A 24,305-nucleotide genomic window follows, 5' to 3' on the forward strand; every position below is an offset into this window, starting at 1 on the left:
CATGAGCAATCTTGAATTCGAGCGCGAGCGACCGGCTGCACCGCGCGTTGTGGTGGTGGGCCTGGCGAGCTGCTTTGGCTGCCAGCTCCAGATCACCAACGCCGAGCCCTACCTGCTCGACGTGTTGGGCCAGATCGACCTGCGCTATTGGCAGCTTGCCTCGAGCGATCCCATGCCCGAGGAGTTCGACGTGGCGGTGATCGAGGGTGCGGCGACGACCGCCGAGGCCATCGAGACCCTCAAGGCCGTGCGCAAGAAGGCGAGTGCGGTGATCGCCGTGGGAGCGTGCGCCACAACGGCGGGCATCCCCGGCATGGCGGCGGGCAATGTGGAAGCTGGCGCCGCTGCTGTCTACGGCGAGGCCGGCGCGCCCGAGGCGTGCGGTAAACTTGTCGACCCCGCGCCCATCTCGGCATACATCGATGTCGACTTCGAGGTGCTCTGCTGTCCTATCGACACTTTCGCCTTTATTGACGTGCTGCAGCGCGCGATTTACGGCTCGAACCGCCTGCCGCAGACGGCGACGCTGTGCGGCGAGTGCAAGCACAACGACCGCGGGTGCTTCTTCGGCCGCGGCGTTTTGTGCCTGGGGCTCGTCACGCGCTGCGGGTGCGGTGCGCGCTGCACGTCGCTCGGCCGTCCCTGTAACGGCTGCGCGGGTCTTTCCCCCGATGCGAACGTGGCTGCCGCGCGGGCGGTGTGCGCCGAGTCGGGCGTGAGCGTTACGGCCTTCGACGAGGCCCTTCAGATGTTCAATTACGTGAACCCCGCCCTTTCCGAGGCGAGCGAGGAGTAGACGCAAGATGAGATGTTCGATCAACGTTGACCATATCGCGCGTATCGAGGGCCACGGCAACGTTCACCTCGCGATCGAGGACGGCGCGGTCGCAACCTGCGAGATGAACGTCGTGGAGCCGGCGCGCCTGTTCGAGAGCATGGTGCGCGGCCGCACGTTCTCGGAAGTGCCCTACATCGCCTCGCGCATCTGCGGCATCTGCTCGGCAAGCCACGTGGTCACCGACCTTCTGGCCATCGAGCGCATCTTCGGCGTCGAGGTGAGCGACCGCACGCACGCCCTGCGCGAGCTTTTGATCTACGGGTCGTACCTGCAGAACCACGCGACGCACCTGTTTGTGTTCGCGGCACCCGATTTCACGGGGCACGCGAGCGTGTTTCCCCTGGCCACCGAGGCGTCCGAGCTGTTCAACCAGGCGCTTGCCCTGAAGGCCTTGGGCAACGAGCTCTGCACGAAGGTGGGCGGGCGCTCCGTCCACCCGATCACGGCGGTCGTGGGCGGCTTCACGAACGAGATCTCGCGCGACGAGTACTTGGCGCTCGCCGAGAAGATGGAAGCGATGCTTCCCTTCGCCGAGCAGACGGTCGACCTGTTCAACAGCTTCCCTATTCCCGACATCGAGACGGCGGGCGACATGCTCGCCATGGTGCAGGAAGGCTACTACCCGGTGTGCACCTCGCGCGACGCGCGGTTTGTGGGCACGGGGGAGACCTTCGACGCCGACGACCACGAAGCCCATGTTGAGGAATACGCCGTGCCGCACTCCGGCGCGCTCTTCGCGCGTTCTCGCTTGTCCCGAAAGCCGTACATGACGGCGTCGCTTGCGCGCATCAACGTGTCGTGGGGCCAGCTCGGCCAGCGCGCGCGACTGGCTGCTGCGAAGGCGGGGCTACGTCCGCCGGAGCGCAATCCCTTCCGCAACAACGTCGCGCAGGCCGTCGAGCTCGTCGATGCGCTCGACCGTTGCGCGCGCATCGCGCGCAGGCTCGCCGAGGGTGACAACGGCTTTGCGGGCTCGAGCGCGCCTGCGCCCTTCGAGGTGCGCGCTGGTCGTGCGACCGGGTTCACGGAGGCTCCGCGAGGCGTGCTCTTCCATGACCTGGAACTCGACGGGGAAGGCCGCGTGAAGCATGCGTCGATCCTCACGCCCACGGCGCAAAACGTTGCAAACCTCGAAGGCGACATGCGCGTTCTCGCCGAGAAGATGGTGGCGGAAGGCGCCGCCGAGGCCGATATTCGTCTGCGGGTGGAAGAGCTTGTGCGAGCCTACGACCCCTGTCTCTCCTGCAGCGTTCACTAGGGTATGCCAAAGAAGCGGCAACTCCACGGATTCCCTCGGAAAGCATGCGAATGGCAATGGGTAATCGCGTCCTTCTCATCTCCGGCAAGCCGAGCAGATGGGGAGGGCGCTTTGGGTTTGTCACTCGCTCCGTAGCACTTCTCAAGCGCAGATGGGTTGATCTAGCAGTTGCTGCCGCACGCCCTTTCGCCGACGGGTGCGCATCGTTTGAGACTGAGCGATTTAGTGATACTATTAAGTGCATGTTTGCCTAACACTGAGGGCAAGTTTTATTTCGCTAGCGAAATAAACGAGCTCTGCGGTGGGCTGCGGATTTGCTTCGGGAAAAGATGGAAGAAAGGAGATTGTTGGTTATGGCGAGCAGGAATACTCAAAAGACGGGGGGGGGGGTGGCTCTTCTCCGCGATTTTCTCGATGACGTTGGTCTTTGGGCTTCTGCCGAGCATTGCGGCTGCTGAGACGAACGCCGCCGACGCGAACGCGAAGGATGCCGATTCGACCGATGCCTCCCTCAGCATCGAGAGCGTCCCGAGAGATGTCGAAGCATCGTTCGGCGAAATCGTGAATGTCCGCACAAGCGAGGTCTACACCGACCTTGCTCTCGCCGCGGCCGAGGCGCAAAGCGGCGACACCCTCAAGCTTGGCGAGGGCAACTACACCCTCTACAAAGTGCCTTCCGAGGGCCACACCAAGGGCAAAGACCTCACTTTCGAAGGTTCCGGCACCGATAAGACAAGCTGGAACATCGGTGCAGAGGTGCCCGATCCTACCTATTTCGGCACCGAGTACAATGGCGACTACTCCTTCGACGGCGCCGGTACCGTGACGTTCAAGAACATGACGCTTCGTTCCGGCAGCGCCAACTATCTCGGCTTCATTCGCGCCGACAACACCGTGGTCGACGGTTGCGTCGTCAACGGCAAAACCTTCTACTGGGGTTACCAGAGCGCCACATTCACGGACACGACGTTTAACGCCCCTAGCGGCGACTATGCGATTTGGACCTACAGCTCGCCGATTATGACGTTCAATGGCTGCACGTTCAACGCGAGCGGCAAGGTCATCAATGTCTACACCGATGCCGGCGCGGGCAAAAACAACATTACCGTGAACGTGAGCAATTGCGCGTTCAATTCGAAGGCTTTTTTGGGCCTCTACAAGCAGGCGCTGAACATCAATGACTCGAATATGGGCGACTACAAGTACGTCATAAACTTCACTGGAAATAATATGGTCACGGCCGAGCGCGACAAAGCCACGTGCACTCAATTGTTCGGTTTCGGCGGCAAGTCGGGCAACAACACCGGGCGCAGCGACGTGTCCATCGGCGGTAAACTCGTGTACTCTGGTGGCAAGATGCTTTCCCACGATTACACCGATGGCGAGCATGAGGGCAACTTCGTCGATCAAGACGACTACGTATGGGAGCAGAAGGCCGATGGCTGGTACTGCACCGGCCACGCCAAGTGCGGCTACTGCGGCTGGCCGCTCGAGGAGACCGTGAAAGCTGAGCTCACGACCGAGACCAGCTGCACCGAGAACGGCAAGGCCATCTACACTGCCAACTTCCAGCACAAGTGCTTCGCGCCCCAGACAAGGTCCGACGACCTCGATCCGCTTGGCCACGACTGGGCCTCGCCTGTGTATACGTGGGCCAAGCAGGGAGACGACTGGTATTGCACCGCCGAGCGCGTCTGCAATCGCGACGCCAGCCACATCGAGAAGGAGACCGTGAAAGCATCTTATAAGGTGGCTGTCCCCGCCACTACCGAAAAAGAAGGCGAGGGCACTTATACTGCCGTCTTCGAGAACCAGGCGTTCGAGACTCAGGTTAAAACCGAGCCAATCGCGAAACTTCCGGCAACGCCGAGCGATTCCGGCAACCCTTCCGGCCCCGCCGATTCCGACAATCCCTCCAAGAGCCCGGATACCGCACAATCCCAGCTAGACAAGACGGGGGATGCAACCCTTGTTGTTCTGCCTGCAGTTGCGGCGATTGCGGCTGGTTCTGTGCTCTGCATCGGCTTTGCCGCTCGACGTCGTAAGAGCTGCTAAGGCAATCGTAATTCGATCGATGGCGACCTAAGGGCCGTGCGGGAATGCTCTCGTACGGCCCTTGTGCCCCTCATGGATTTTCAATCAGGTGAAATGCCGTGTGATAAAATCAGTCGTTACTTGAAACAACTGTGACCTCAAGGGGTTTTGCTTTTATGTCGTTTATGGATTGGTTCTCGAACCTTACGGGCCAGATGGGCACCGACATGGCCATCGACCTTGGAACCGCGAACACGCTCGTCGCGATGACGGGCGAGGGCATCGTCATCAACGAGCCCTCGGTCGTCGCCATCGAGAAGAGCACCCATCGCGTTCTCGCCGTCGGCCACGAGGCGAAGAACATGATCAACCACACGCCCGAGGCGTTTTCCGCCGAGCACCCGCTCAAAGACGGCGTCATCGCCGACTACGACGTGACGGAGGCCATGCTCTCGGCGTTCATCAACAAGGCGGCGGTCCGCAAGTACCCGTGGCAGGCCAAGCCGCGCATCGTCATCTGTATTCCCTGCGGCGCCACGTCCGTCGAGAAGCGCGCCGTCTTTGAGGCCGCCATCCAGGCGGGCGCCCGCCAGGCGTACCTTATCGAAGAGCCGATGGCCGCGGCGATGGGTGCCGATCTGCCCGTCACCGAACCGACAGGCTCCATGGTGGTCGACATCGGCGGCGGCACCACCGAGGTGGCCGTCATCTCCTTGGGCGGCATCGTGACGTCCTCGAGCCTTCGCCTTGCGGGCAACCGCATGGACGAAACCATCGCTATGCACCTGCGCGATCTGCTCGGCATCAAGATCGGCGAGCGCACGGCTGAGGTCATCAAGATCAAGATCGGCTCCATCCTGCCCTTCGAGGACGGGCGCGAGCGCGACATGATCATCTCCGGCCAGGACGTGCTCACCGAGCAGCCGAAGGAAGTCACCATCCAGTCCGAAGATGTGCGCCAGGCACTTCAGGCGCCGTGCGAGGAAATGGTCATCCATATCAAGGAAACGTTCAAGAAGACGAACCCCGATTTGGCTTCCGACATCATCCAGAACGGCATCCTGCTCACGGGCGGCGGCGGTCTGCTTTCCGGTCTCGACCGTTATCTGTCCGACAAGCTCGAGATTCCCGTGTGGGTGAGCGAGACGGCGCTGACCAACGTCGTTACGGGCTGTCTGAAGGTGCTCGAGACGCCCACGGCGCTCAAGCAGACGCTCATGCGCTCGAAATAGGTGCTGAACAGCTTTTATGTCGCTTAATTTCCAAAACAGAAACGGAGCATCCGCCAATCGGGTGCTCCTTATCGTTCTGCTCGCCGTCTCCCTCGTGATGGCGACGGTGTATTCCCGCGAGGGGGAGTCGGGGCCTTTGCACGCGCTCCAGGGCGCCGTAAGCTCGATCGCCGCGCCCCTGAAATTCGTCGGTGCGTCCGCTTCCTCCGGTGTGAGCGATGCCCAGGATGCGCTCACTGACGCCTCCGCGGACGATGCGACGCTCACGCAGCTGCGCGAGCAGAACGCCGAGCTGCTCGAGCTCGTCGCCCAGACCGAGGAGTACCGCCAGGAAGTCGAGCGCCTCGAGGGGCTCCTCAGCCTCAAGGAAAGTTCAGGTGCCGAAGGAATCGGCGGCCGTATCATCGGGCGCAACACCGATGCGTGGAACCAGACGGTCACTATCGACGTGGGAACTTCCTCCGGCGTGACGACCGGTCTTACCGTCATGGGGCCGAACGGCGTGATCGGGCAGGTGGTCTCGGCGCAGGCGAACTCCTCGACCGTGCGCCTTTTGAGCGACCCGCGCTCGGGTGCGGCGGCGCTTATCCAGTCGAGCCGCGCGGAAGGCGTGGTCAGAGGCTCGCTCGACGGCTTGCTCTACCTTGAGAACATCGATTCGGACGTGCAGGTCTCGGTGGGCGATGTCGTGCTCACGTCGGGTCTGGGCGGAAGCTATACTCGCGGGCTGCTCATCGGCACCGTCGTGAAGATCGAGGGCGCGCAAAACGACGCGAGCCGCCGCATCGTCGTCTCTCCCAACGATGCTGCGACGTCGCTTGAGGAGGTCCTCGTCGTCACGAGCGCTTCCGAGAGCTCGTCGGACTCCTCGTCTTCGTCGTCGTCCTCTTCCTCTTCTTCCTCGCAATCGAAGTCGTCGTCGAGCACGGGAGGTGCGCAGTAATGAACGAACCGATCACCGTCGTGCCGCGCGTCATCGGCGCGATCATCGCCGTGCTGCTCCAGATTGCGCTCGCTCCGAACATTGCGCTTTTCGGTGTGGTCCCTAACTTCATCATGGCCTACGTGCTCATCGTATCCATCGTCTGCCCCGGCCAATCGGGACCTGTGTTCGCGTTCGTCTTGGGCCTGCTGTTCGATCTTCTGGGTACGGGTCCTGTGGGTGCGATGGCGTTTCTGCTCACCGGCGTGTCGTTTCTCGCGAAGCGCATCTTCATGCTGGTGAACAACGACACGCTCTTCATGCCGCTGCTGCTTGCCGCCATATCGACGCTTGTCATCGAGCTTCTCTACGCTGCGTTCATGATGGCTTTCGGTGCGGGCGTGAGCGCCCTCGATGCGTTCGTCTTCCGCGCGCTGCCGGGCACCGTCTACAACTTCCTTGCGGCGCTTATCTTCTACCCGATCGTCGTGCGTTTCCTGGCGCAGCCGATTCAGCAGCAGCCTGGAACGCCGCATCTTCGCTAGGGGGCCCGCATGCTGGTAGCCATCATCGCAGCAGTGGTCGCGGCGCTCGTTGCGGCTGCGATCATCGTCGTCGTGCTCTCCGTGCGCAACCGCACGAAGACCCCTTACGCGAACAGCGGAAAGAAAGAGGTGCAGCAGCTCTCGACCGTCGGCGTCGGCTCGAGCGGGGGCTTCGCCCGCGGCAAGGGCGCCTCTTCCCGCCCCGAGTCCGATGTGCAGGTGAAAAGCGGCCATGCCAACTCGAAGAAGCCTGCCGACAGCTTGAAGGGCCGCTTCACAGGCGTCAGCATTTTCTCCGTCGCCGTCTTCGGCACCTTGGCGGCGAAGCTGTGGAGCATGCAGATCCTCTCAAACGAGGATTACTCGAACAAGGCTGCGAGCAACCTTTACACCACGGTGTCGACGCCCGCACCGCGCGGCTACATCTACGACGCCGATGGCATCGCGCTCGTGAAGAACCGCTCGAGTCAGACCGTCCTCGCCGATGCGGACGTGGTCGACGACCACGACGTCGTTGCCCGGCTTTCGGCCGTCCTCGGCGTTCCCCAGGCAATCGTGCGTCAGCGCATCCAGTCGACCACGGCGGGCGCGCAGAGCCAGCGCGTCGTGGCGAGCGATGTCCGCCTGCGCGACGTCGCCTTCATCGCCGAGCATTCCGACGCCTTCTCGGGCGTGACGGTAGAGACGCGCACGGTGCGCGATTACCCCTTCGGCGCCCTGTGCGCCCATGCCCTGGGTTACACGGGCACGCCGAGCGAGGACCAGGTTTCCAACGCACCATCCAACCGCGATATCCAACTAACCGATGACGTGGGCAAATCGGGTATCGAAAGCGCGTACGACAACCTGCTCGCGGGCGACCATGGGCAGCGTGTCGTCACCGTCGATGCGCAAGGTAACGTCGTGGACGTGGTGAGCGAGACCAAGGCGACCCGCGGTTCGGACGTGTACCTGACAATCAAAGGCTCGGTCCAATACGCCGCCGACGAGGCGCTCGCGAGCCTTATCGCGCCTAGTGACGGCGTTATCGGTACGGGAAAGGGCGTCGGTGGCGCGGTCGTGGCCATGGACGTGCGCGACGGCAGCATCATCGCGCTGTCGAGCTATCCCACGTTCGATCCGACGAACTGGGTCGGCGGGCTGTCCACCGAGGCGAACAACGTCTACAACTCCGATTCCGCGCACGCGCCGTTGCAAAACCGCGTGACGGCGGGCCTCTACGCCGCTGCCTCCACCTTCAAACCCTTCACCGGGCTTGCAGGCTTGGAATACGGCTTCGCGGAAGGCCGCTCGTGGGACTGCACGGGCAAGTGGGACGGCTTCAACACCGGATCGCCTCAGTGGTGCTGGTACCACAACGGCCACGGGTACCTCGATTTCCGCGGCGGCATCGTCAACTCGTGCGACGTCGTGTTCTACGAAATCGCGAAGAGCTTCTTCTACGCATCGAAAAGCCAGGGCGGCAACTTGTCCGACACCGCCATCCAAGAGATGGTCCAGCGGTTCGATTTCGGGAAGAAGGCGGGCATCGACATCGGCGGCGAGGTCGAGGGGCTTGTGCCCACGCCCGAGTGGAAGGCGACGCGCTGGCGCAACGTTCCCGCGAACGCCACGTGGACGGGCGGCGACTACACCAACATGATCATCGGCCAGGGCGACGTGCAGGTCACGCCGATCCAGGTAGCGGTGGCCTATGGCGGCATCGCGACGGGCAAGATCATGAAGCCGCATCTTTTGAAGGAAGTGCGCAACGCTTCGGGCCAGACGGTCGTCAGCTATGAGTCCGAGGTCGTCACCGAACCCGACGTCGACCAGCGGTATCTTGACACGGTGCGCGACGCCCTCCGTGGCGTGGTCACCGAGAACGAGGGCATCGCGTCCCTGTTCGCCGAGTCGGGCATCAAGGCGGCGGGCAAGACCGGCACCGCCGAGCATACCGACAAGGGCGACGACGCGTGGTTTGTGTGCTATGCGCCCTACGACGACCCGAAGTATGTGGTCGCGACCGTTATCGAGCAGGGCGGCGGCGGCTCGGCCGTGGCGGCTCCGGTGGGCGCGAAGGTAATGGAAGCGGTCATGGCCGCCGATGCCGGCAGCAACGACGCGTCCTCGATGGGCCGCATCGCAGGCTCGTCGGGCCGTCAAATCGAAGGCTTCAGCACCAAGAGCGCAAGCCGCTCCGACTAGGGAAGCGAGGTGGAATAGCATGGCATTGCCGCAGATAGACAGCTTGAAGACGCCCGATGCGTCGCTTTCGCGTGCAGCGAGCCCGCGCAGGGGGAGGCTCCCTCTGGTAAACCTCCCCTTTGTTGCGATTATCGTGCTGCTCGTGGGGTACGGCCTGCTTGTGTGCTGGTCGTCCATCGAGGGGTCGACTGACACGACCTACAGCTTCACGCGTCAGCTTATCTTCGCTGCGGTGGGCGCTGTCGTCATGATGCTCATGTGGCGGGTGGACTACCAACGGTTCGCGAACGCGGTCATGCCGCTGTTCATCTTGAACATCGCGCTCATCTTGTCCCCGCATATCCCGGGTCTCGGCACCGACGCTGGCATGGGCGCCCAATCGTGGCTGAAGCTCGGCATTCAGGTGCAGCCGGGCGAGTTCGCGAAGGTTACGATCATCCTCATGGATGCGGCCCTTGTGGCGCGTTACGGCGGCCGTCTCGATGACCTGCGGGAATACTTGAAAGTCGTTTTCTTCATCCTGGTGCCGTTCTTGGCCATCATGACGCAGCCCGACTTGGGCACGGGACTAGTGTATCTCGCCATCGGCGCGATGGCGCTCGTTGCAGGCGGCGCGCGTTCGAAGTACCTGCTCATCACGTTGGCGCTGGGAATCGCGGCCATCGCGGCGGTGTTCGCGATTGACCAGGTCATTTACAATTCCACTGGCGAGTACAAGCTGCTCAAGCAGTATCAGCGCAACCGCCTGCTCGTGTTCCTCGACCAAGACGGCTCGAACACGTCGTCGTCGGGGTATAACCTCCAGCAGGCGAAGATTGCTATCGGCTCGGGCGGGCTGTTCGGGAAAGGCCTGCTCAACGCTACGCAGTCGGGGCACGGCTTTCTGCCCGAGGCGCAGACCGACTTCATCTTCTGCGTGCTTGCCGAGCAGTTCGGCTTCGTGGGGTCGATGGCCCTGCTCGCGCTCTACGGTGCGCTCATCTACGTGAGCATGCGCATCGCGCGCAATTCGAACGACCTGTTCGGAACCTTGATAGTTATGTGCGTTGTCGGCATGTGGTTGTTCCAGATATTGGAGAATATCGGCATGGATTGCGGTCTTATGCCCATCACGGGCATTCCCCTGCCGTTTGTGAGCTACGGTTCGACTGGCATGATCATGAGCTTCATGGCGCTGGGGCTCATCGGCTCGGTCTATCGCGGATCGAACATCGACAAGAAGAAAGAAGGGCGGCTATGAAACTTCCCATCGACCTTAAGGCGGTCATCGAGGCGGCGACCGACATCGAAAGCGCGCGCAGCACGCCAGTGTCTGTGAGCGTGCTCATCGATGATTCGGCGCCTGGCGATGTGGCTGCGCATGTTCGCTCGGCCTTCGTCGGCGCGGGTGCGCATGCTCGCGTGACCGTGGGGTATTTCGCGGGTCCCGCCTTCTCGCCGTACGAAGGCGACGACATGGCGGTGATCGTCGCCGGCTTCTCCGAGGAAGTGGGCCGCCGAGCTGCGGAAATTCGCGCTGCGGGTGTTCCCGTGATGGTTGTGACGTCGATGCCGAGCCTCGTAGCCGACATGGCGAGCGCGTACGGTAATCCCATTCCCGAAGGCGACTTGGTTGCGCCTGAAGGCGTTGAAGGCTGTGAGGCCGACGGCAAGGCCGCCTGCGCGAGCGGGGAAGTCGCGGGTGCGCATGTGAGCGTGTTCACGGGCATACGCGCGGCGAAGTCAGCGGGCGCGGGTGCAGCCGCGGGGTTCGCGGGCGCGGCGGCGAGTTCGCCTGATGCCCTCGACGCCCCGATTCCCATCGATGCGGCTGCGGCTTGTGCGCTCGATCGCCGCATGGGCGAGTGGGTTGTGGCTGCGTGCCGCGAGAAGCGCCTCGCCCTCGCGCTATCGTTCCCGTTCGTGCGCAAGCCGCTTTCGCTCGAGGCGGTGAGCGCGACGTCGCTGCAGAACGCCGGCATCGGCCTCGTGCTTTTCATTCCCGGCGCCGACATGCCGCTTATGACGCTCAACCAGGCGAAGATGCTGCTCCAAATCGCCGCCGCATACGGCGAGCCCATGAGCGCCGCGCGCGTGAAGGAGCTTGCCGCCATCGTTGCCGGTGGGTTCGCGTGCCGCAGCGTCGCCCGCCAGGTCGCGGGCGCGGTGCCCGCCATCGGCTGGGCCGTGAAGGCGGGTGTGGGCTATGCGGGCACGAAGGCGATGGGCCTTGCAGCTGTCGAGTACTTCGAGCGCGGCGGCAACATCGCAGGTCTTGCGGGCGTCGTTTCCACGGCGACGGCGAAAGCGACGCAGATTGCGGGTGATGTCGCGGCGACTCCTGCGGGGGCTCGCGTGCTCTCGACCGTGAAGACGGCGGTCCGCCAAGGCGCCGCGTCGGTTCTCAAGAAGACTGAATAAGGGCCGCATCTGCGGTTTTGCATATCAAGGGTATATCGAGGGGGATACATGATCGACTTGTGGCCGCGGCTTGAGCCGCTGCTTGCGCGCGTGGAGCGACCAGCGCGCTATCTCGACCACGAATGGGGGAGCACGCGCAAGGAAGGCGCGGACTTCAACTATTGCATGGTCTACCCGGACACCTACGAGCTCGGGCAGCCGAATCAGGCGGTTCGTATCCTCGTGAACGCGGTGAACGCGACCGAGCATCTCGCCGCCGAGCGCGCGTTTCTGCCTGCGGTCGACCTGATTGACCTCATGCGTGAAGAGGGCATTCCGATGTTCTCGCTCGAAAGCTGCGCCCCGCTTTCGGGGTTCGATGCGATTGGCATCACGCTGCCGCACGAGCTTGCGGCGACCAACGTTCTCGAAGTGCTCGACCTGTCGGGCATTCCCCTGCGTGCGGTCGATCGCGCGCAGGACGACCCGATCGTGCTTGGCGGCGGGCCTTGCGTTTTCAACCCCGAGCCCTATGCGCCGTTCTTCGACGCGATGCTCATCGGCGAAGGCGAGGAGTCGCTGCCCGAGGCGCTGCTCTGCGTGCGCGAGGGGCGCCGTGCGGGTGCGACGCGCCAGGATATCCTGCGCTCGCTCGCGGCGCTTCCCGGGTGCTACGTTCCCTCGCTGTATCGCGTGCGGGAAGAAGAGGAGGCGCAGCGCGCGGGCTCATGGGTCGAGCCGCTCGAGCCGGGCGTTCCCGAGCATATTGAGAAGCGCCTGTTCGCGGGCTTCTCCGAAAGCTCTGGATGGGAGCCGTGCATCGTTCCCTATACCGAGTGCGTGCACGATCGCCTTTCGGTCGAGGTGCTGCGCGGGTGCGCGCGCGGGTGCCGCTTCTGCCAGGCCGGCATGATGTACCGCCCGGTGCGCGAGCGCTCTGCGGACAACGTGGTGTCGTCGGTGCTCGATGGCCTTGCCGACACTGGCTACGACGAGGTGAGTCTGACCTCGCTTTCCTCGACCGACCATTCTCAGATTGCCGATATCCTCATCAAGCTGAACCATGCGTGCGACGGCAAGGGCGTGCGCATCTCGCTTCCTTCCCAGCGCCTCGACTCGTTCGGCGTCGACATGGCCGAGCTCGTTGCAGGGCAGAAGAAGGGCGGCCTTACCTTCGCGCCCGAGGCGGGCACGCAGCGCCTGCGCGACGTGATCAACAAGAACGTGACGGAAGACGACCTGTTCGGAGCCATCGACGCCGCGTTTAAGGCGGGGTGGCGCCGCTGCAAGCTTTACTTCATGATCGGCCTGCCCACCGAGACCGACGACGACATCAAGGGCATCGCGAGCCTTGTGCAGCGCGCCTACGATCGAGCGAAGGCTGCCGTGCCGCCCGAGCATCGCGGTAACGTGCGGGTGAGCGCGTCGGTCGCGCTGTTTGTTCCCAAGTCGCAGACGCCTTTCCAGTGGGACGGCCAGATTCCGCCCGAGGAGGCGCTGCGCCGCGTGAATCTTCTGCGCAACAGTGTGAAGTACAAGGCGGTCGATATTCATTGGCATGATCCGGCGACGAGCTTCGTCGAGGCCGTCATGAGCCGCGGTGGGCGGCAGGCGGCCGACTGGGTGGAGGCTGCATGGCGCCGAGGGGCACGCTTCGACGCGTGGACCGAGCTCTTCTCGGAGGACGCCTGGCGAAGTGCTGCGTCCGACGTGGGAATCGATCCTGCGGAAATCGCGCAGGCGCAGTGGGATACCTCGCGCGTCATGCCGTGGGCGCATATTTCCACGGGCGTGACCATGCGCTACCTGGCGCTCGAACGCAAGCGTGCGGCGGCGGAGACCACCACACCCGACTGCACCTTCGAGAAGTGCACGGGCTGCGGTGCTTGCCAGGCGCTCGATTGCGACAACATGCTTGCCGGCGTTCGCTCCATCCCGAGCGCGCCTGCCGCCGAGGCTGGAGAGGCCGACGTCGCGTCCGCGTTTGCCGTGGCGGCTGCAGCTTCTCCTGCTGCCATCAAGGTATCGGGAAACGACAGTTCTGCGGAGGCGGCGAGCAACGAGTGCCCGCTTCCCGCGTCCGAAGGGAGTGCGCGATGAGCGAGCCGCAACAAGTATTTCGCCTTCGATTGACGTTTGCCAAGCAGGGGCGCCTCGCGATGCTGTCGCATTTGGAAGTTGCCCGCGCGCTTGAGCGCACCGTGCGCCGTGCTGGCCTGCCTTATGCGGTGAGCCAGGGCTTCTCGCCTCATATGCTCATCGCGTTCGGCGCGGCGCTGCCCGTCGGCGTCGGAGGGACGCACGAGATCGCCGACGTCCGCCTGACGCACTATGTTTCCGCTGATAAGGCGCTTTCCGCCCTTCAGGATGCGAGCGTTGCCGACCTTATGGTGAAGGACTGCCGCTACATCGAGCCCAAGGCGGCGGCTGCGTCGGTCGCCTTCCCCGTGAGTACGTACCGCGCGCTTCTGTCTTGCACTCCGGCGGTGCTTCCGCTGCCAGACGAGATCCACGTTGTGCGCAAGAAGAAGGAGAAGGTACTGCATCCCGCCGAGTTCCTCGTGGGGAATTTCGAGCTCACGGGTGCGGTTGCCACCTTCAAGTTGGAGGCGAAGCCGACGGGTAGCTTACGTCCGGACTTGCTTTTGCGCGAGGCGGTCGACAATTACAATTTGGCTGCGTCGGGGGAGATCGTTCAGGGCGTGACGTGGGTGGAGAATGCAGTGGCCCCGGAGGCGATGATCGCGAAGAAGGCCGAGCGCGGACTCGACTTGCCCTGCTGCGACGATGATGCGCTTCGTATCCTGAATATCATGCGCATCGCCCAAGAGTAGGGGCGCGCGGCGAGGTCTGCTAGGCTGGATGCGCGAAGGTAGCTGTCGGGCGAGGCGCGCGTCGAGAGAAAACTGTTCTGCGCGCGGTTTCGCGTGTGGTCAAGTCGCTTCTTTGAGAAAAGTTTCGCCGTGATAGGGCAACTTGCGGTACAATAGCTAACGCTGCAAATCGCGGGTGTGGTTCAATGGTAGAACTTCAGCCTTCCAAGCTGATAACGCGGGTTCGATTCCCGTCACCCGCTCCATGAAACACCAGGCCAGAGACTATAAGTCTCTGGCCTTTTCTTTTAGGGCCAAATCTTCACACCAAATGGGATGCGGGACAAACTGGGGATCAAATTGGGGAGGGCGGGACCGAATGCGTGCCAATTGGGGACTGAAGTTTGCGTGAATGCGGGCGTGGGAAACGTTGCCATGTACAAGATTGACGATAAGTTGTGCAGGAATAGTGAATTAGATTGTCGAAGTGCTCCATGTGTACCAAAAACGGTGCAATTGAAGCAAGATCGAGATGAGATACTCCACATATTCATAGCACATGGGGGGTAGCACGCAATTCCTTCATAACTTATCGTCATTTTTGTACACAACCTCAAGCGGTTGGAGGCTTCACTGTTCGCGCAAGTCGATGTCAGTGTGGCGCCCCTGCTCCTTCAGGCAAAAGACATCGGGGGAATTTCGACCCGAGTGTGCGAGGGGGCTGAGCGGTCTCGGCGACCTTGTGCTGCCGACAAAGCAGCGCGTGCACAGGCGCGTCCGATTGGGCGAACTCGCGCACTTGCGTCAGCTCGCCGCATTTGGGGACTTGAAAGCATCGGACTCGCTGCCTGGAGGCTTTGCAAGGTGCATGCGCTCACTTCGAATCGGTAATAAAATAGCCGTCCCGAAGGACGGCTATCGGCAAGCTGCGGGTTCCTACCGCTTTCTCCTCTAACAAGGTGTACTCGTATGTGCATTTGCACTAGTTCTTGCCGCCCCTATTATCCTAGAGATTCGCAGCTTGCTCAACGGCTGCAAGTCAATCAAACCATGGGTAAACAGGTGCTTCGTCTTTTTCGCGGCTGTCGACGATGGAGAGCGGCTCGTCTCGATCATCTGCAACATCAAGATGCCCTGTCGAAGGGGTGCATTCTCAGGATGAAACAATCGAGGCGAAGCCGTGTGCAACTTCGCCTCGAAAACTCTTCAGTGGCGCCGCTCTTGTTTGCGGCGTGGGGTTATGCGTGGACGGCTACTCGTCCGAGCGCCCTTAATTGCGACGACGCTTCAGGGCAGTGGCGATTGCGCAAGCGCTTGCGCCCGCAACGAGCAGGCATCCCATGCCAATCGCGAATGCCTCATCGCCCGTCTTCGCTAGAGCGGTCTTCGCTCCCGGCTTGTCGGTGGTCGTTCCGTTGTCGGAAGGCTTGTCGGTAGCGCCGGGTTGCGGGGCCGGATCGGGCTTGGCAACCGTATAGTCGACGGTGGGAACCGGGAACTCGTATGCCTCGCCAGCCACGCCGTTGCCGTCAATGGGATGGAGCACTGCGCTCTCGTTGACCTTGAGGGTGTGGGTGCCGGGTTCGGTGGGCTTATTCACCAGCAGCTCGCTGTATTCCAGCACGACAGGCCTGCTCGGCGCAGCAGCCTCGTTCAGCGTGAGCGTGAGCTTCTCGTTTTCCCCAGCCTGGTACTTCAGGGTGAAGCGGTACGTGCCGTCGTTGTTCTTGCCGAAACCGTAGGTCGTGGCATCGATCTTCTCAGGCGAGAGCTTTTCGCCATTGGCGGTGAGGCTGATCTTTGCGGGATCGTTGACGAAGTCGAAGTTGGCACCAATAGTATCTTCAACCGTCGAGCCAGCGGCGATCTTATCCACGAGCTTGGCCTTGAGCTTGTCGAAATCGGTGTTGAGCTCGCCGTTGTTGGAGTTCCTGGTGAGGTACTTCAGGAAGACCTGGCCGTCAAAGTCGGCGGCGTTCTTGTAATAGACGTTCATGTCGTAGCCGGCGTTGACCATCGACTGGAAGGTGTCGTCCGTGCTCCAGAACGCGACGTCGATGTTGCACGGCGCGGTAACGTCGAGAGGGATGGGGTTCGTGGTGCCGGTATTGGCTGCTAAAGCGGTGTATTCATAGTCGTACTGAGCCCAGTTCTTGTCGGAGTTCTCGTACTGATCGCGATAGTAGGCGAGATACTCGCCAAGCTTTTCGGGGCTTTTCATGGCCTGCGAGAAGATGAAGTTGGAGCCGTCGGTGAACTTCTTCCAGGCGTTGTCGGTGTGGTACTCGCGGGACTGCCACTCCCAGATGCCGCCCATCATGTTTCTGCCGCCCTCAACGCTGCCGAACGACCTGGTGTAGGGCTTGGTGAAGTCGCCGTCCTTGCAGTAGAGGTAGGTGGCACCGTCGCTGATGAGAATCACGTGCTTGTTTTCGGCCTTAACGGCGGTGTCCTCATCGAGAATGCTCTTTGCGGCAAGAAGACCAGCGTCCATGTTGGTGCCCGAACGCACGCTCGAGTTCATCGCGTTCAGGATGTCGTCATAGCCCGTGACCACGTTGGTCAGCGGCAGCTGCACGTTGCCCATCTTGTTGAAAAGGACGACGCCGACCTTGATGTTGAGTCCGTCGGCCTTGGCCTTCTGGTTGATTTCCTCCAGGAACGCCTTGGCTTGTTTGAAGATGTCCGTCTGGGCGGAGGCGCCGGACTTGTCCAGTACGAACACGACGTCAGCGGGCTCTGCCTCGCGCTGACCGGGGAAGGAAAGGGTGACCTTGGTTTCGAGATTCTCGTCGAGCGCGGTCGCGGTCTTGACGTTTTGCGTTAGTGCTGCAGACTGATCCGTTGCCCCGGGAATATCCTCAGCAGTGGCTTGGGGGGGGTAGTCACCGATACCCCAAACGTCAAGGCCGCGACCGCGCAAACTGCTACGGTGCGTTTGAGCCCGTCTAATAGCTTTCTTGGATATCTCATGGTTCCTCCCCCTTCTTCCAACGAGAATACGGCTGCTGATAAGCAATCGCAGTTCATTGGAATTTGCTGTGTGTAATTACTGACAGTGTGCTTAGTATAACCCGTCAAGTGATATTTGACGCGAAAAAGTGTGGTGCGTATATGCGAATGGTTACGATGACCTTGGTGAATCGGGTTGAAAGTGGTATGAGGCCCGCCAATTTCATTAGGGGACGATGCTCACAGGACGGGTGCAGAGGGGAAGGGCGGGAGCCGCGGGAAAGGGCAAGGCCGCAGGGAAGGGAAGGCCGACCTGCGTCAGGCGCGGCGGAGAAGTGACGGGGCGCGGTGGGTTAGGGCGAGACAACAGGGAAGGGCAAGGGCCGATCGTTCGAAAGTCTTTCGGGTGGATTTCGATTCTTCTGCTATAATCGATGCCGCTGTGCAGCGTCGGGATGTGGCGCAGTTTGGTAGCGCGCCTGCTTTGGGAGCAGGATGTCGCAGGTTCGAATCCTGTCATCCCGACCATTCGATTGCCCGCCATGTGCGCCCATGGCTCAACGGATAGAGCATCGGACTTCTAATCCGACGGTTGCAGGTTCGAGTCCTGCTGGGCGCGCCATTTCTTTGCGTGGGCAAAAAGTTTCCCCATGAGTTAAACGCTTCGCCGATAATTCGCGACCTATTAAAATGCGCCACTCGCGTGCTGTTTGCGAGTGGCGCATTTCTTCATTTCCGATGATAGCCCAGGCAATTCGTGCAGGAAGACGGGGCGCGTGTCGCGAGGTTTGCGACCTTCGGTCCTGCTGGCGCTGCTACTTTACTTCGACAGCTTCTCGCGTAGCTCAACGAGGGCGTTCCCTCGATGCGAGATGGCGTTCTTCTCCTCGGGCAGGGCTTCTGCCAGCGTACGTTTGAAGTCGAATACCTCGGCTAAGAAGAGCGGATCGTAGCCGAAGCCGTGTTCGCCGCGCTCCTCGTGCCCGATGCGGCCTTCTACCGTGCCGTGTGCATTCGTCTCGGCGCCGTTCTCATCCAAATAGACAAGCGTGCACACGAAGCGCGCCGTTCGCTCTTCATCGGGGGTTTCGCCCAGCTCGCGCAGCAGCTTCGCGTTGTTTGCGACGTCGTCGCCATGCTCGCCGGCGTAGCGCGATGAGAACACGCCCGGCGCGCCGTCGAGCACATCGACCTCGAGCCCCGAGTCGTCCGCAAGCACGGCGACGGGGTGTCCGAGCGTTTCCCTCGCAGCCTCCCAGGCGGCCTTCGCCTTGATGCGCGCGTTGCCGAGGAAGGTGTCGGCGTCCTCGGCGGGGTCTGAGGCGATGTGCGCCTCTTTGAGTGTTCGGAATTCCCATCCAGGGAAGTCGAGGGCGTGGGCAATTTCCTCCGCTTTGTGGGCGTTGTTGCTCGCAATGATGACGGTTTTCGCGTTTGGCATGGGGTTTCCTTATGGTAGATCGACGTGGTTCACATGGCCGATGGCGTGTCCGAAGGCGCGACCGCCGAAGCGCTCGAAGCCCTCGATGTCGGTGCCAGTTGTGTTGAACTCGTAATGCGCGACGGCGTCGGGACTGGCAAGCTCTCCGCGGCGGGCGAGTATTTCCGCCACGTCGATCGCGGTTTCGTGAGCGGACGAGATAAGTGTGACATCGCGCCCGATTACGCCTCCGATCAGCGCTTTCAGCAGAGGGAAATGTGTGCAGCCCAGCACGAGCGTGTCGATTTCGCAACGGCGCAGCGGGTCGAGGTAGTCCTGCGCGATTTCCTGGAACGCAGGGCGGATGTAGACTTTCGACGCGAGCGAGGTGAACTCCTCGATGGGGCCTTCCGCCATCTTGATGCCTTGCTCGGCGATGTCGACGAAGCGCGGTGTTGCCGTGGAGAAGACGGTGATGCCGGCGTCGATGTGACGAATCGCCTTGGTGTAGGCGTCGGATTCCACCGTTGCCTTCGTGGCGATGACTCCCACGCGGCGGTTCTTCGTTGCGTGGGCGGCGGCACGCGCACCTGGCTCGACCACGCCGATCACGGGTACGGGCAGCGTTTGCTGTGCGTGGGAAAGACCCGCCGCGGTCGCCGTGTTGCAGGCGATCACGATCATCTTCACGCCGCGGCTCACGAGCCACGACCCGATTTGCTGCACGAATCCGTCGACCTCGGAAAGGGGCCTGGGACCGTAGGGGCCTCGCGCGGAATCGCCCAGGTAGATGAGGGATTCGTTTGGCAGTTTCTTCGCGATGTCGCGTGCGACGGTAAGCCCGCCGAAGCCGGAGTCGAAGATGCCGATGGGTGCATCGCTTGTGCGGGTGAGAATGGGTTGGGTGTTCGCTGTGGGTTCCATGCCTGGAAGTATACCCCAGCTGTTCGAGTGTGCTCGGTGCACCACAATATGACCAACGGCTTGTTCGTGGGGTGCGTGCAGGAGTCCGCGAGCGGGCGTTCGTGGGAAGCGCGGGTGGCGGCAATTCAGAAAAAGTTGAAAAAGGGGCTTGCGCGCATTTGGGGGCTAGTGTATTCTAATCAGGCTGCTGAAGCACGGGGTGTTAGCTCAGTTGGTTAGAGCGCCGGCCTGTCACGTCGGAGGTCGCGAGTTCAAGTCTCGTACATCCCGCCATTCTTTTAGCACATTACACCTTGGGGTGTTAGCTCAGTTGGTTAGAGCGCCGGCCTGTCACGTCGGAGGTCGCGAGTTCAAGTCTCGTACATCCCGCCATTCGAATTTCAAAGCCCGCGAAAGCGGGCTTTTCTGTATTTCTTCGCAACCAATAATGAAAGAAAGGGAAAGGGGGGATATAGGCAAAAAGGGAAAGGGCGATGCTGGCAATGCCATCGTCCTCGCTATTTCAAGATACGACTCGGGAATAAATGTCTGGAGTGCATTGTGAAGCCCGAACACGCGATGATCATGGAAAGGTGTTCGAGCTACAGAGGTTTTTGCTCGCATGCCTTGACGTGCTCCTTGGCTCGCGCGTTGCAAAGTCCTGCGAGTTTGCCGAAGTCCACTGTTGGGTTCTTCATGCGCTTGACCCAGTTGGGGCATTCGGTGAGAAGGTCCTTCCAGCACATCGACGTGAACATGCCCATCATCTTGCGGCTCTCGGGGTCGAAAGCCTCCGCGTTGACCATGGTGCACACTTTGGCAACCGTCTTTTCAAGTTCGGCGTCGGTCATATACCCATTGACAATTTCGAGCTCGACGTCGACGCTTTTGCTGGCGGGCTTGCGCTGCTTTATGAACTCGTCGAGCACCACCTTGCCGTAAGCTGCGTGGCCAAAGCGGTTTTTCCATCCCGGGACCTTGCAAACCACGCCTTCTCCGACCGCATCCGTCCCTTCGAGCAGGAAATTGTTGGCCTTCGCCACGGCGACGACGTCGTCGAGCGTGGGGTGGTCGAGCACCGCAAGCAGCTTAATGAAGTAAGGTTCCAAACCGCTTGCCGAGAGCTCTTCGCGCCATTCGGGTTCGCCGAGGAAGCGCTCTTCGGCGGTCTCGTAAACGTCGAAAATGAGGAGCTTGCCGAGTGCCGCCTTGTCGTAGCCCTTGAAGGCTCCGATGAATCGGTCGCGCCTCATCCACTCGCCGTATACGATGCGCGTCGGGTGCTCCTCGCAATAAGTGCGAAGAAGCGTTGCCTCGTCAGCGCTGCTTTTTATCCAGGCATGGAAGTAGGCATTGTCCTCTGCATCGGAAAGCTCGAAATTGCGCGATCCGACCATGACCCCGCCCGCCTTCTCGCTCCAATAGACGCAGCCGTTCGATCCGTCGATCTTCGCCGTCACATAGACAGCGTTATTGTCGAGCAGGCCCTCGCACTCCTCCGACCCGAGACGTTCTACATGCAAGTACTTCTTGTATTCGCTCATTGCTTCCATCCTTCGTCTTATCCGCTCTTCTCGGCGGGATGCGGGCATTGTCCTCTACGTCGTAGCTTTCGAGAGTCCTTTGTATGGGACAGGGGTATTTCTTGAATTGCGCAGTTGTGTAATGAACGTTTTCTGTTGCGGGGCATTTTCGGAAGATGCGCGCTGGTGTGGTTTATGAGTGAGAGACTCCTAGGCTTGCAAGCGAGGGGAATCCCCGGCCTGGAATGAGCGTCTTATGCCCCTACCCGCTTTCAGCTTGCGTGCTTTGAGTGGGGTTGTTCCCGTGTCGCCGATTCTCGTTTAGCATAGAGCAGTTACCGAAGGAGCAGGCAACGTCGAAGGACTATGGGGCAGGCGATTAGGAGCAGGCAGCTTCGGGGAAGGCGTCGGGCACTCTAGGGCCAGGCGTCTTACGACATAGCGGGAAAGGAACGCGCGGGTGGCAGTATACCCCTCGAAAGACATCGATCGCGAAGCTGCGGGCAATGTGCGCGCGGCAGGTTCGCGTGCTCGCAAAAAGCTCCCGCCCCGCGCCGAAATCGCGTACGTTGCCCCCGAAAGCCCTGCCGACGATGCAGGATTCGAACCCGGCTGCTTCATCACCACGGTCGACGGCGAGCCCGTGCGCGACCTGATCGATTGGCGCTGGCTTTCCGCCGAAGATGAGATTACGGTGGGATACATCGACCTCGACGGTGAGGCGGGGGAGGTCGACCTTTTCCGCGACGAGGGCGAGGACTGGGGCTTCGAGTTCGACGGCGTGGTGTTCGACGGCGTGAAGCAGTGCCGTAACGCCTGCATTTTCTGCTTCATGCGCCAGCTCCCCGACGACATGCGGGCATCCCTCACGCTGCGTGACGACGACTTCCGTCTGAGCTTCCTCGCGGGCACGTTCGTCACCTTCACGAACCTCTGCGCCGAAGACGAGGCGCGCATTGTCGAGCAGCACATCAGCCCCCTGCGCGTGTCGCTGCACGCCTCGAACCCCGAGGTCCGCCGCCGCATCATCGGCAAGCACGCCGCCCACGGCATCGAGGTGCTCGACCGCCTGCTCGCCGCTGGCATCGAGTTCCACGCGCAGATCGTGCTCATGCCCGACGAGAACGACGGGGAAGTGCTGCGCGAGACGCTCGAGTGGGCCTATGCGCGGCCGGGGATTCTCGATGTCTGCATCGTCCCGCTCGGGTTCACCAAGCACCAGACGTGCTTTACGAAAAGCTTCGACGACCCCGACGCCGCCTATCGCGCGATGGAGGTCATAAAGCCTGTTCAGGAACGCGCGCTGGCCGAACGTGGGACCCTTTGGGCCCATGCCGCCGACGAGTTCTACTGCAACGCCTACGGCGACGCGCTGCTCGAGCACCTTCCCCCCGCCAGCTGCTATGGCGAGTTCGAGATGTTCGAGGATGGCGTGGGGATCGTGCGCTCGTTCGCCGACGATTGGCAGCGCGCCGTGGAATCGGGCGCGGACGCCGCCTGCGCGCAGGTGCTTCGCGAGTCGAACGTGGCCGTGCGCCTGGTGTTCGGCTACGCCACGCGCGGTTTCGCGGCGCGCCTTCTGGGGGAAAGCGCCGTGGCGGGGCTCGTTCGCCCGCTGTTCGTGAAGAACGACTTCTTCGGCGGCAACGTCGACGTGACGGGGCTCCTTTGCGGCTGCGACATCGTGCGCGCGATTCGGGGCGTCAGTTTAAGGGAGGGGCCGCTCGATGAGCCGGCCTCGCTCGAAGATGCCGACTCGCCCGCTTCGAGCGACTCGCCGCGCGCCCTCTTCTGCATCCCTCGCGTCGTCTTCAACGATGACGGGGTGACGCTCGACGACATGACGCTTGCGGATATCGAAAAAGCCGCAGGTGCGCATGTGGCCGTGGTATCCTGTAACGGTTCGGAATTTTTACCGGAAATCGCCCGCCTGGCCGCTGATTTGCGCGCCAAGAGCTTTGAAGGATAGTTCAATATGGCATTACCAATCGTTGCGGTCGTTGGCCGCCCGAACGTGGGCAAATCCACGTTCGTCAATCGAATCGCCGAGGCCGACGAGGCTATCGTGCACGAGATGCGCGGCGTCACGCGCGACCGTTCGTACCACAAGGCTGACTGGAACGGCATCGAGTTCAAGCTGATCGACACCGGCGGCATCGAGATGGGCACGGAGGACCAGTTCCAGGGTTCCATCCGCTCGCAGGCGTTCGAGGCGACCAACGAGGCCGACGTGATTGTCTTCATCGTGGACGGCAAGACCGGCATCAACGCCGACGATGAGGAAGTTGCGCGCATCCTGCGCAAGACCTCCAAGCCGGTGCTGCTCGCGGTCAACAAGCTCGACACCCCCAACAAGCTCGATGAGCTGTGGGAATTCTACCAGCTGGGCTTGGGCGACCCGTTCCCCATCTCCGCCACGCACGGCCATGGCACGGGCGATTTGCTCGACGAGGTTGTCGATTACCTGCGCAAAGTCGATTGCAGCTTCGAGGATGAAGAAGACGACGAGGACATCATCAACGTCGCCATCATCGGCCGTCCGAACGCGGGCAAATCCTCGCTCACCAACCGCCTCACCAACAACGATCGCTCCATCGTCTCGGATGTGGCGGGCACCACGCGCGACGCCATCGACACGGTGGTCGTGCACGACGGCAAGAAGTATCGTATCGTCGACACGGCTGGCCTGCGCCGCAAAAGCCAGATCGACGAGGACGTGGAGTACTACGGCTTCGTCCGCGCGATGCGCGCCATCGACCGCGCTGACGTCGCGCTGCTTGTGATCGACGGCTCGATCGGCCTGACCGACCAGGACCAGCGCGTGGCGGGCTTTGCGGCCGAGCGTGGATGCGCCATGATCATCGTGCTGAACAAGTGGGACCTCGTGGAAGGCCCCGAAGCGAAAGCCGAGGTCCGCGAGCGCATCGAGGACCGCATGACCTTCGTCGGCTATGCGCCCGTCGTCGCCACATGCGCACTCACAGGCAAGAAGGTCGACCGCATCTGGGACGCTGTCGACAAGGCCTACGCCGGTTTCAGCCAGACGATTTCCACCAACAAGCTCAACTCGTGGCTGTCCTCCATCCGCGAGACCGGCCACACGGTGTCGCAGGGCAAGGCCGTGCTGCGCATGAAGTATGTCACGCAGACGGGCACCTGCCCGCCGCATTTCACGGTGTTCGTGAACCGCCCGGATCTGGTGACCGACAACTACGAGCGCTTCCTGGAGAACCGCCTGCGCAAGACGTTCGATTTGGAAGGCACGCCTATCCGGCTCAAGTTCAAGAAGAAGGATTAGC

At 61.8% G+C, this 24,305-nt stretch carries 17 protein-coding genes and 5 tRNA genes; 18 read left to right on the plus strand and 4 right to left on the minus strand.

Going from position 1 to position 24,305, the window contains the following annotated elements; all coding sequences use genetic code 11:
- The first annotated feature begins 1 nt into the window (after position 1).
- The 12 genes from Q0I65_RS00090 to Q0I65_RS00145 all read left to right on the plus strand — a co-directional run bounded on the left by Q0I65_RS00090 (position 2) and on the right by Q0I65_RS00145 (position 14,474).
- Positions 2–796: an NADH:ubiquinone oxidoreductase gene (locus Q0I65_RS00090; RefSeq protein ID WP_296058517.1), complete on the plus strand. Its 795-nt coding sequence runs from the start codon at positions 2–4 to the stop codon at positions 794–796.
- Between the two features lie 7 nt (positions 797–803).
- Entirely contained in the window at positions 804–2,096 is a 1,293-nt protein-coding gene (locus Q0I65_RS00095) for a Ni/Fe hydrogenase subunit alpha (protein WP_296058519.1), read from the plus strand.
- Between the two features lie 414 nt (positions 2,097–2,510).
- Positions 2,511–4,151, plus strand: a complete 1,641-nt coding sequence (locus Q0I65_RS00100) for a hypothetical protein (protein WP_296058521.1) — start codon at positions 2,511–2,513, stop codon at positions 4,149–4,151.
- 155 nt (positions 4,152–4,306) lie between these two features.
- Positions 4,307–5,362 (plus strand): rod shape-determining protein, encoded by a 1,056-nt coding sequence (locus tag Q0I65_RS00105; protein ID WP_296058523.1) that lies wholly within the window; start codon positions 4,307–4,309, stop codon positions 5,360–5,362.
- Between the two features lie 16 nt (positions 5,363–5,378).
- Positions 5,379–6,305: a rod shape-determining protein MreC gene (gene mreC / locus Q0I65_RS00110; protein WP_296058525.1), complete on the plus strand. Its 927-nt coding sequence runs from the start codon at positions 5,379–5,381 to the stop codon at positions 6,303–6,305.
- Complete coding sequence (gene mreD / locus Q0I65_RS00115) at positions 6,305–6,829, plus strand: rod shape-determining protein MreD (RefSeq protein ID WP_296058528.1); 525 nt, start codon at positions 6,305–6,307, stop codon at positions 6,827–6,829. The genes mreC and mreD overlap by 1 nt, the downstream gene beginning before the upstream one ends.
- A 9-nt stretch (positions 6,830–6,838) precedes the next feature.
- The gene (mrdA, locus tag Q0I65_RS00120; protein ID WP_296058530.1) at positions 6,839–9,016 is read left to right on the plus strand and encodes a penicillin-binding protein 2; all 2,178 of its coding nucleotides are present in this window, start codon (positions 6,839–6,841) and stop codon (positions 9,014–9,016) included.
- 19 nt (positions 9,017–9,035) lie between these two features.
- The gene (gene rodA, locus Q0I65_RS00125) at positions 9,036–10,256 is read left to right on the plus strand and encodes a rod shape-determining protein RodA (protein WP_296058532.1); all 1,221 of its coding nucleotides are present in this window, start codon (positions 9,036–9,038) and stop codon (positions 10,254–10,256) included.
- On the plus strand, positions 10,253–11,416 hold the full coding sequence (locus Q0I65_RS00130; RefSeq protein ID WP_296058534.1) for a hypothetical protein: 1,164 nt from the start codon (positions 10,253–10,255) through the stop codon (positions 11,414–11,416). Before rodA ends, Q0I65_RS00130 begins: the two co-directional genes overlap by 4 nt.
- A gap of 48 nt (positions 11,417–11,464) precedes the next feature.
- Entirely contained in the window at positions 11,465–13,495 is a 2,031-nt protein-coding gene (locus Q0I65_RS00135; RefSeq protein ID WP_296058535.1) for a TIGR03960 family B12-binding radical SAM protein, read from the plus strand.
- Entirely contained in the window at positions 13,492–14,229 is a 738-nt protein-coding gene (locus tag Q0I65_RS00140; RefSeq protein ID WP_296058537.1) for a TIGR03936 family radical SAM-associated protein, read from the plus strand. Before Q0I65_RS00135 ends, Q0I65_RS00140 begins: the two co-directional genes overlap by 4 nt.
- Positions 14,230–14,400: 171 nt before the next feature.
- Positions 14,401–14,474: transfer RNA gene (locus tag Q0I65_RS00145), tRNA-Gly, on the plus strand.
- 1,004 nt (positions 14,475–15,478) lie between these two features.
- Here the strand turns inward: Q0I65_RS00145 and Q0I65_RS00150 are convergent.
- A complete protein-coding gene (locus tag Q0I65_RS00150) occupies positions 15,479–17,131 on the minus strand; it encodes a vWA domain-containing protein (RefSeq protein WP_296058539.1) in 1,653 nt (550 codons plus the stop codon).
- 480 nt (positions 17,132–17,611) lie between these two features.
- On the opposite strand from Q0I65_RS00150, the gene Q0I65_RS00155 reads away from it, so the two are divergent.
- Positions 17,612–17,688 (plus strand) — tRNA-Pro (locus Q0I65_RS00155).
- A gap of 18 nt (positions 17,689–17,706) precedes the next feature.
- Positions 17,707–17,782 (plus strand) — tRNA-Arg (locus Q0I65_RS00160).
- A gap of 198 nt (positions 17,783–17,980) precedes the next feature.
- Here Q0I65_RS00160 and rdgB read toward each other — a convergent pair.
- Complete coding sequence (gene rdgB, locus Q0I65_RS00165; protein ID WP_296058541.1) at positions 17,981–18,601, minus strand: RdgB/HAM1 family non-canonical purine NTP pyrophosphatase; 621 nt, start codon at positions 18,599–18,601, stop codon at positions 17,981–17,983.
- Positions 18,602–18,610: 9 nt separating this feature from the next.
- Positions 18,611–19,504, minus strand: a complete 894-nt coding sequence (murI, locus tag Q0I65_RS00170; RefSeq protein WP_296058543.1) for a glutamate racemase — start codon at positions 19,502–19,504, stop codon at positions 18,611–18,613.
- A gap of 196 nt (positions 19,505–19,700) precedes the next feature.
- Between murI and Q0I65_RS00175 the strand changes: the two genes are divergently transcribed.
- Together Q0I65_RS00175 and Q0I65_RS00180 are read left to right on the plus strand one after the other, a co-directional pair.
- Positions 19,701–19,777: transfer RNA gene (locus tag Q0I65_RS00175), tRNA-Asp, on the plus strand.
- Between the two features lie 22 nt (positions 19,778–19,799).
- A tRNA-Asp gene (locus Q0I65_RS00180) sits at positions 19,800–19,876 on the plus strand.
- Positions 19,877–20,085: 209 nt separating this feature from the next.
- Here Q0I65_RS00180 and Q0I65_RS00185 read toward each other — a convergent pair.
- Positions 20,086–21,027: an RNA ligase family protein gene (locus Q0I65_RS00185; protein WP_296058545.1), complete on the minus strand. Its 942-nt coding sequence runs from the start codon at positions 21,025–21,027 to the stop codon at positions 20,086–20,088.
- Between the two features lie 439 nt (positions 21,028–21,466).
- On the opposite strand from Q0I65_RS00185, the gene Q0I65_RS00190 reads away from it, so the two are divergent.
- Both Q0I65_RS00190 and der read left to right on the plus strand, forming a co-directional pair.
- A complete protein-coding gene (locus Q0I65_RS00190) occupies positions 21,467–22,975 on the plus strand; it encodes a DUF512 domain-containing protein (protein ID WP_296058547.1) in 1,509 nt (502 codons plus the stop codon).
- 6 nt (positions 22,976–22,981) lie between these two features.
- Positions 22,982–24,304, plus strand: a complete 1,323-nt coding sequence (gene der / locus Q0I65_RS00195; RefSeq protein WP_296058549.1) for a ribosome biogenesis GTPase Der — start codon at positions 22,982–22,984, stop codon at positions 24,302–24,304.
- The last annotated feature ends 1 nt before the right edge of the window (position 24,305 follow it).

Origin of the sequence: uncultured Ellagibacter sp., assembly GCF_934643285.1 — a bacterium.
Classification (GTDB): domain Bacteria; phylum Actinomycetota; class Coriobacteriia; order Coriobacteriales; family Eggerthellaceae; genus Ellagibacter.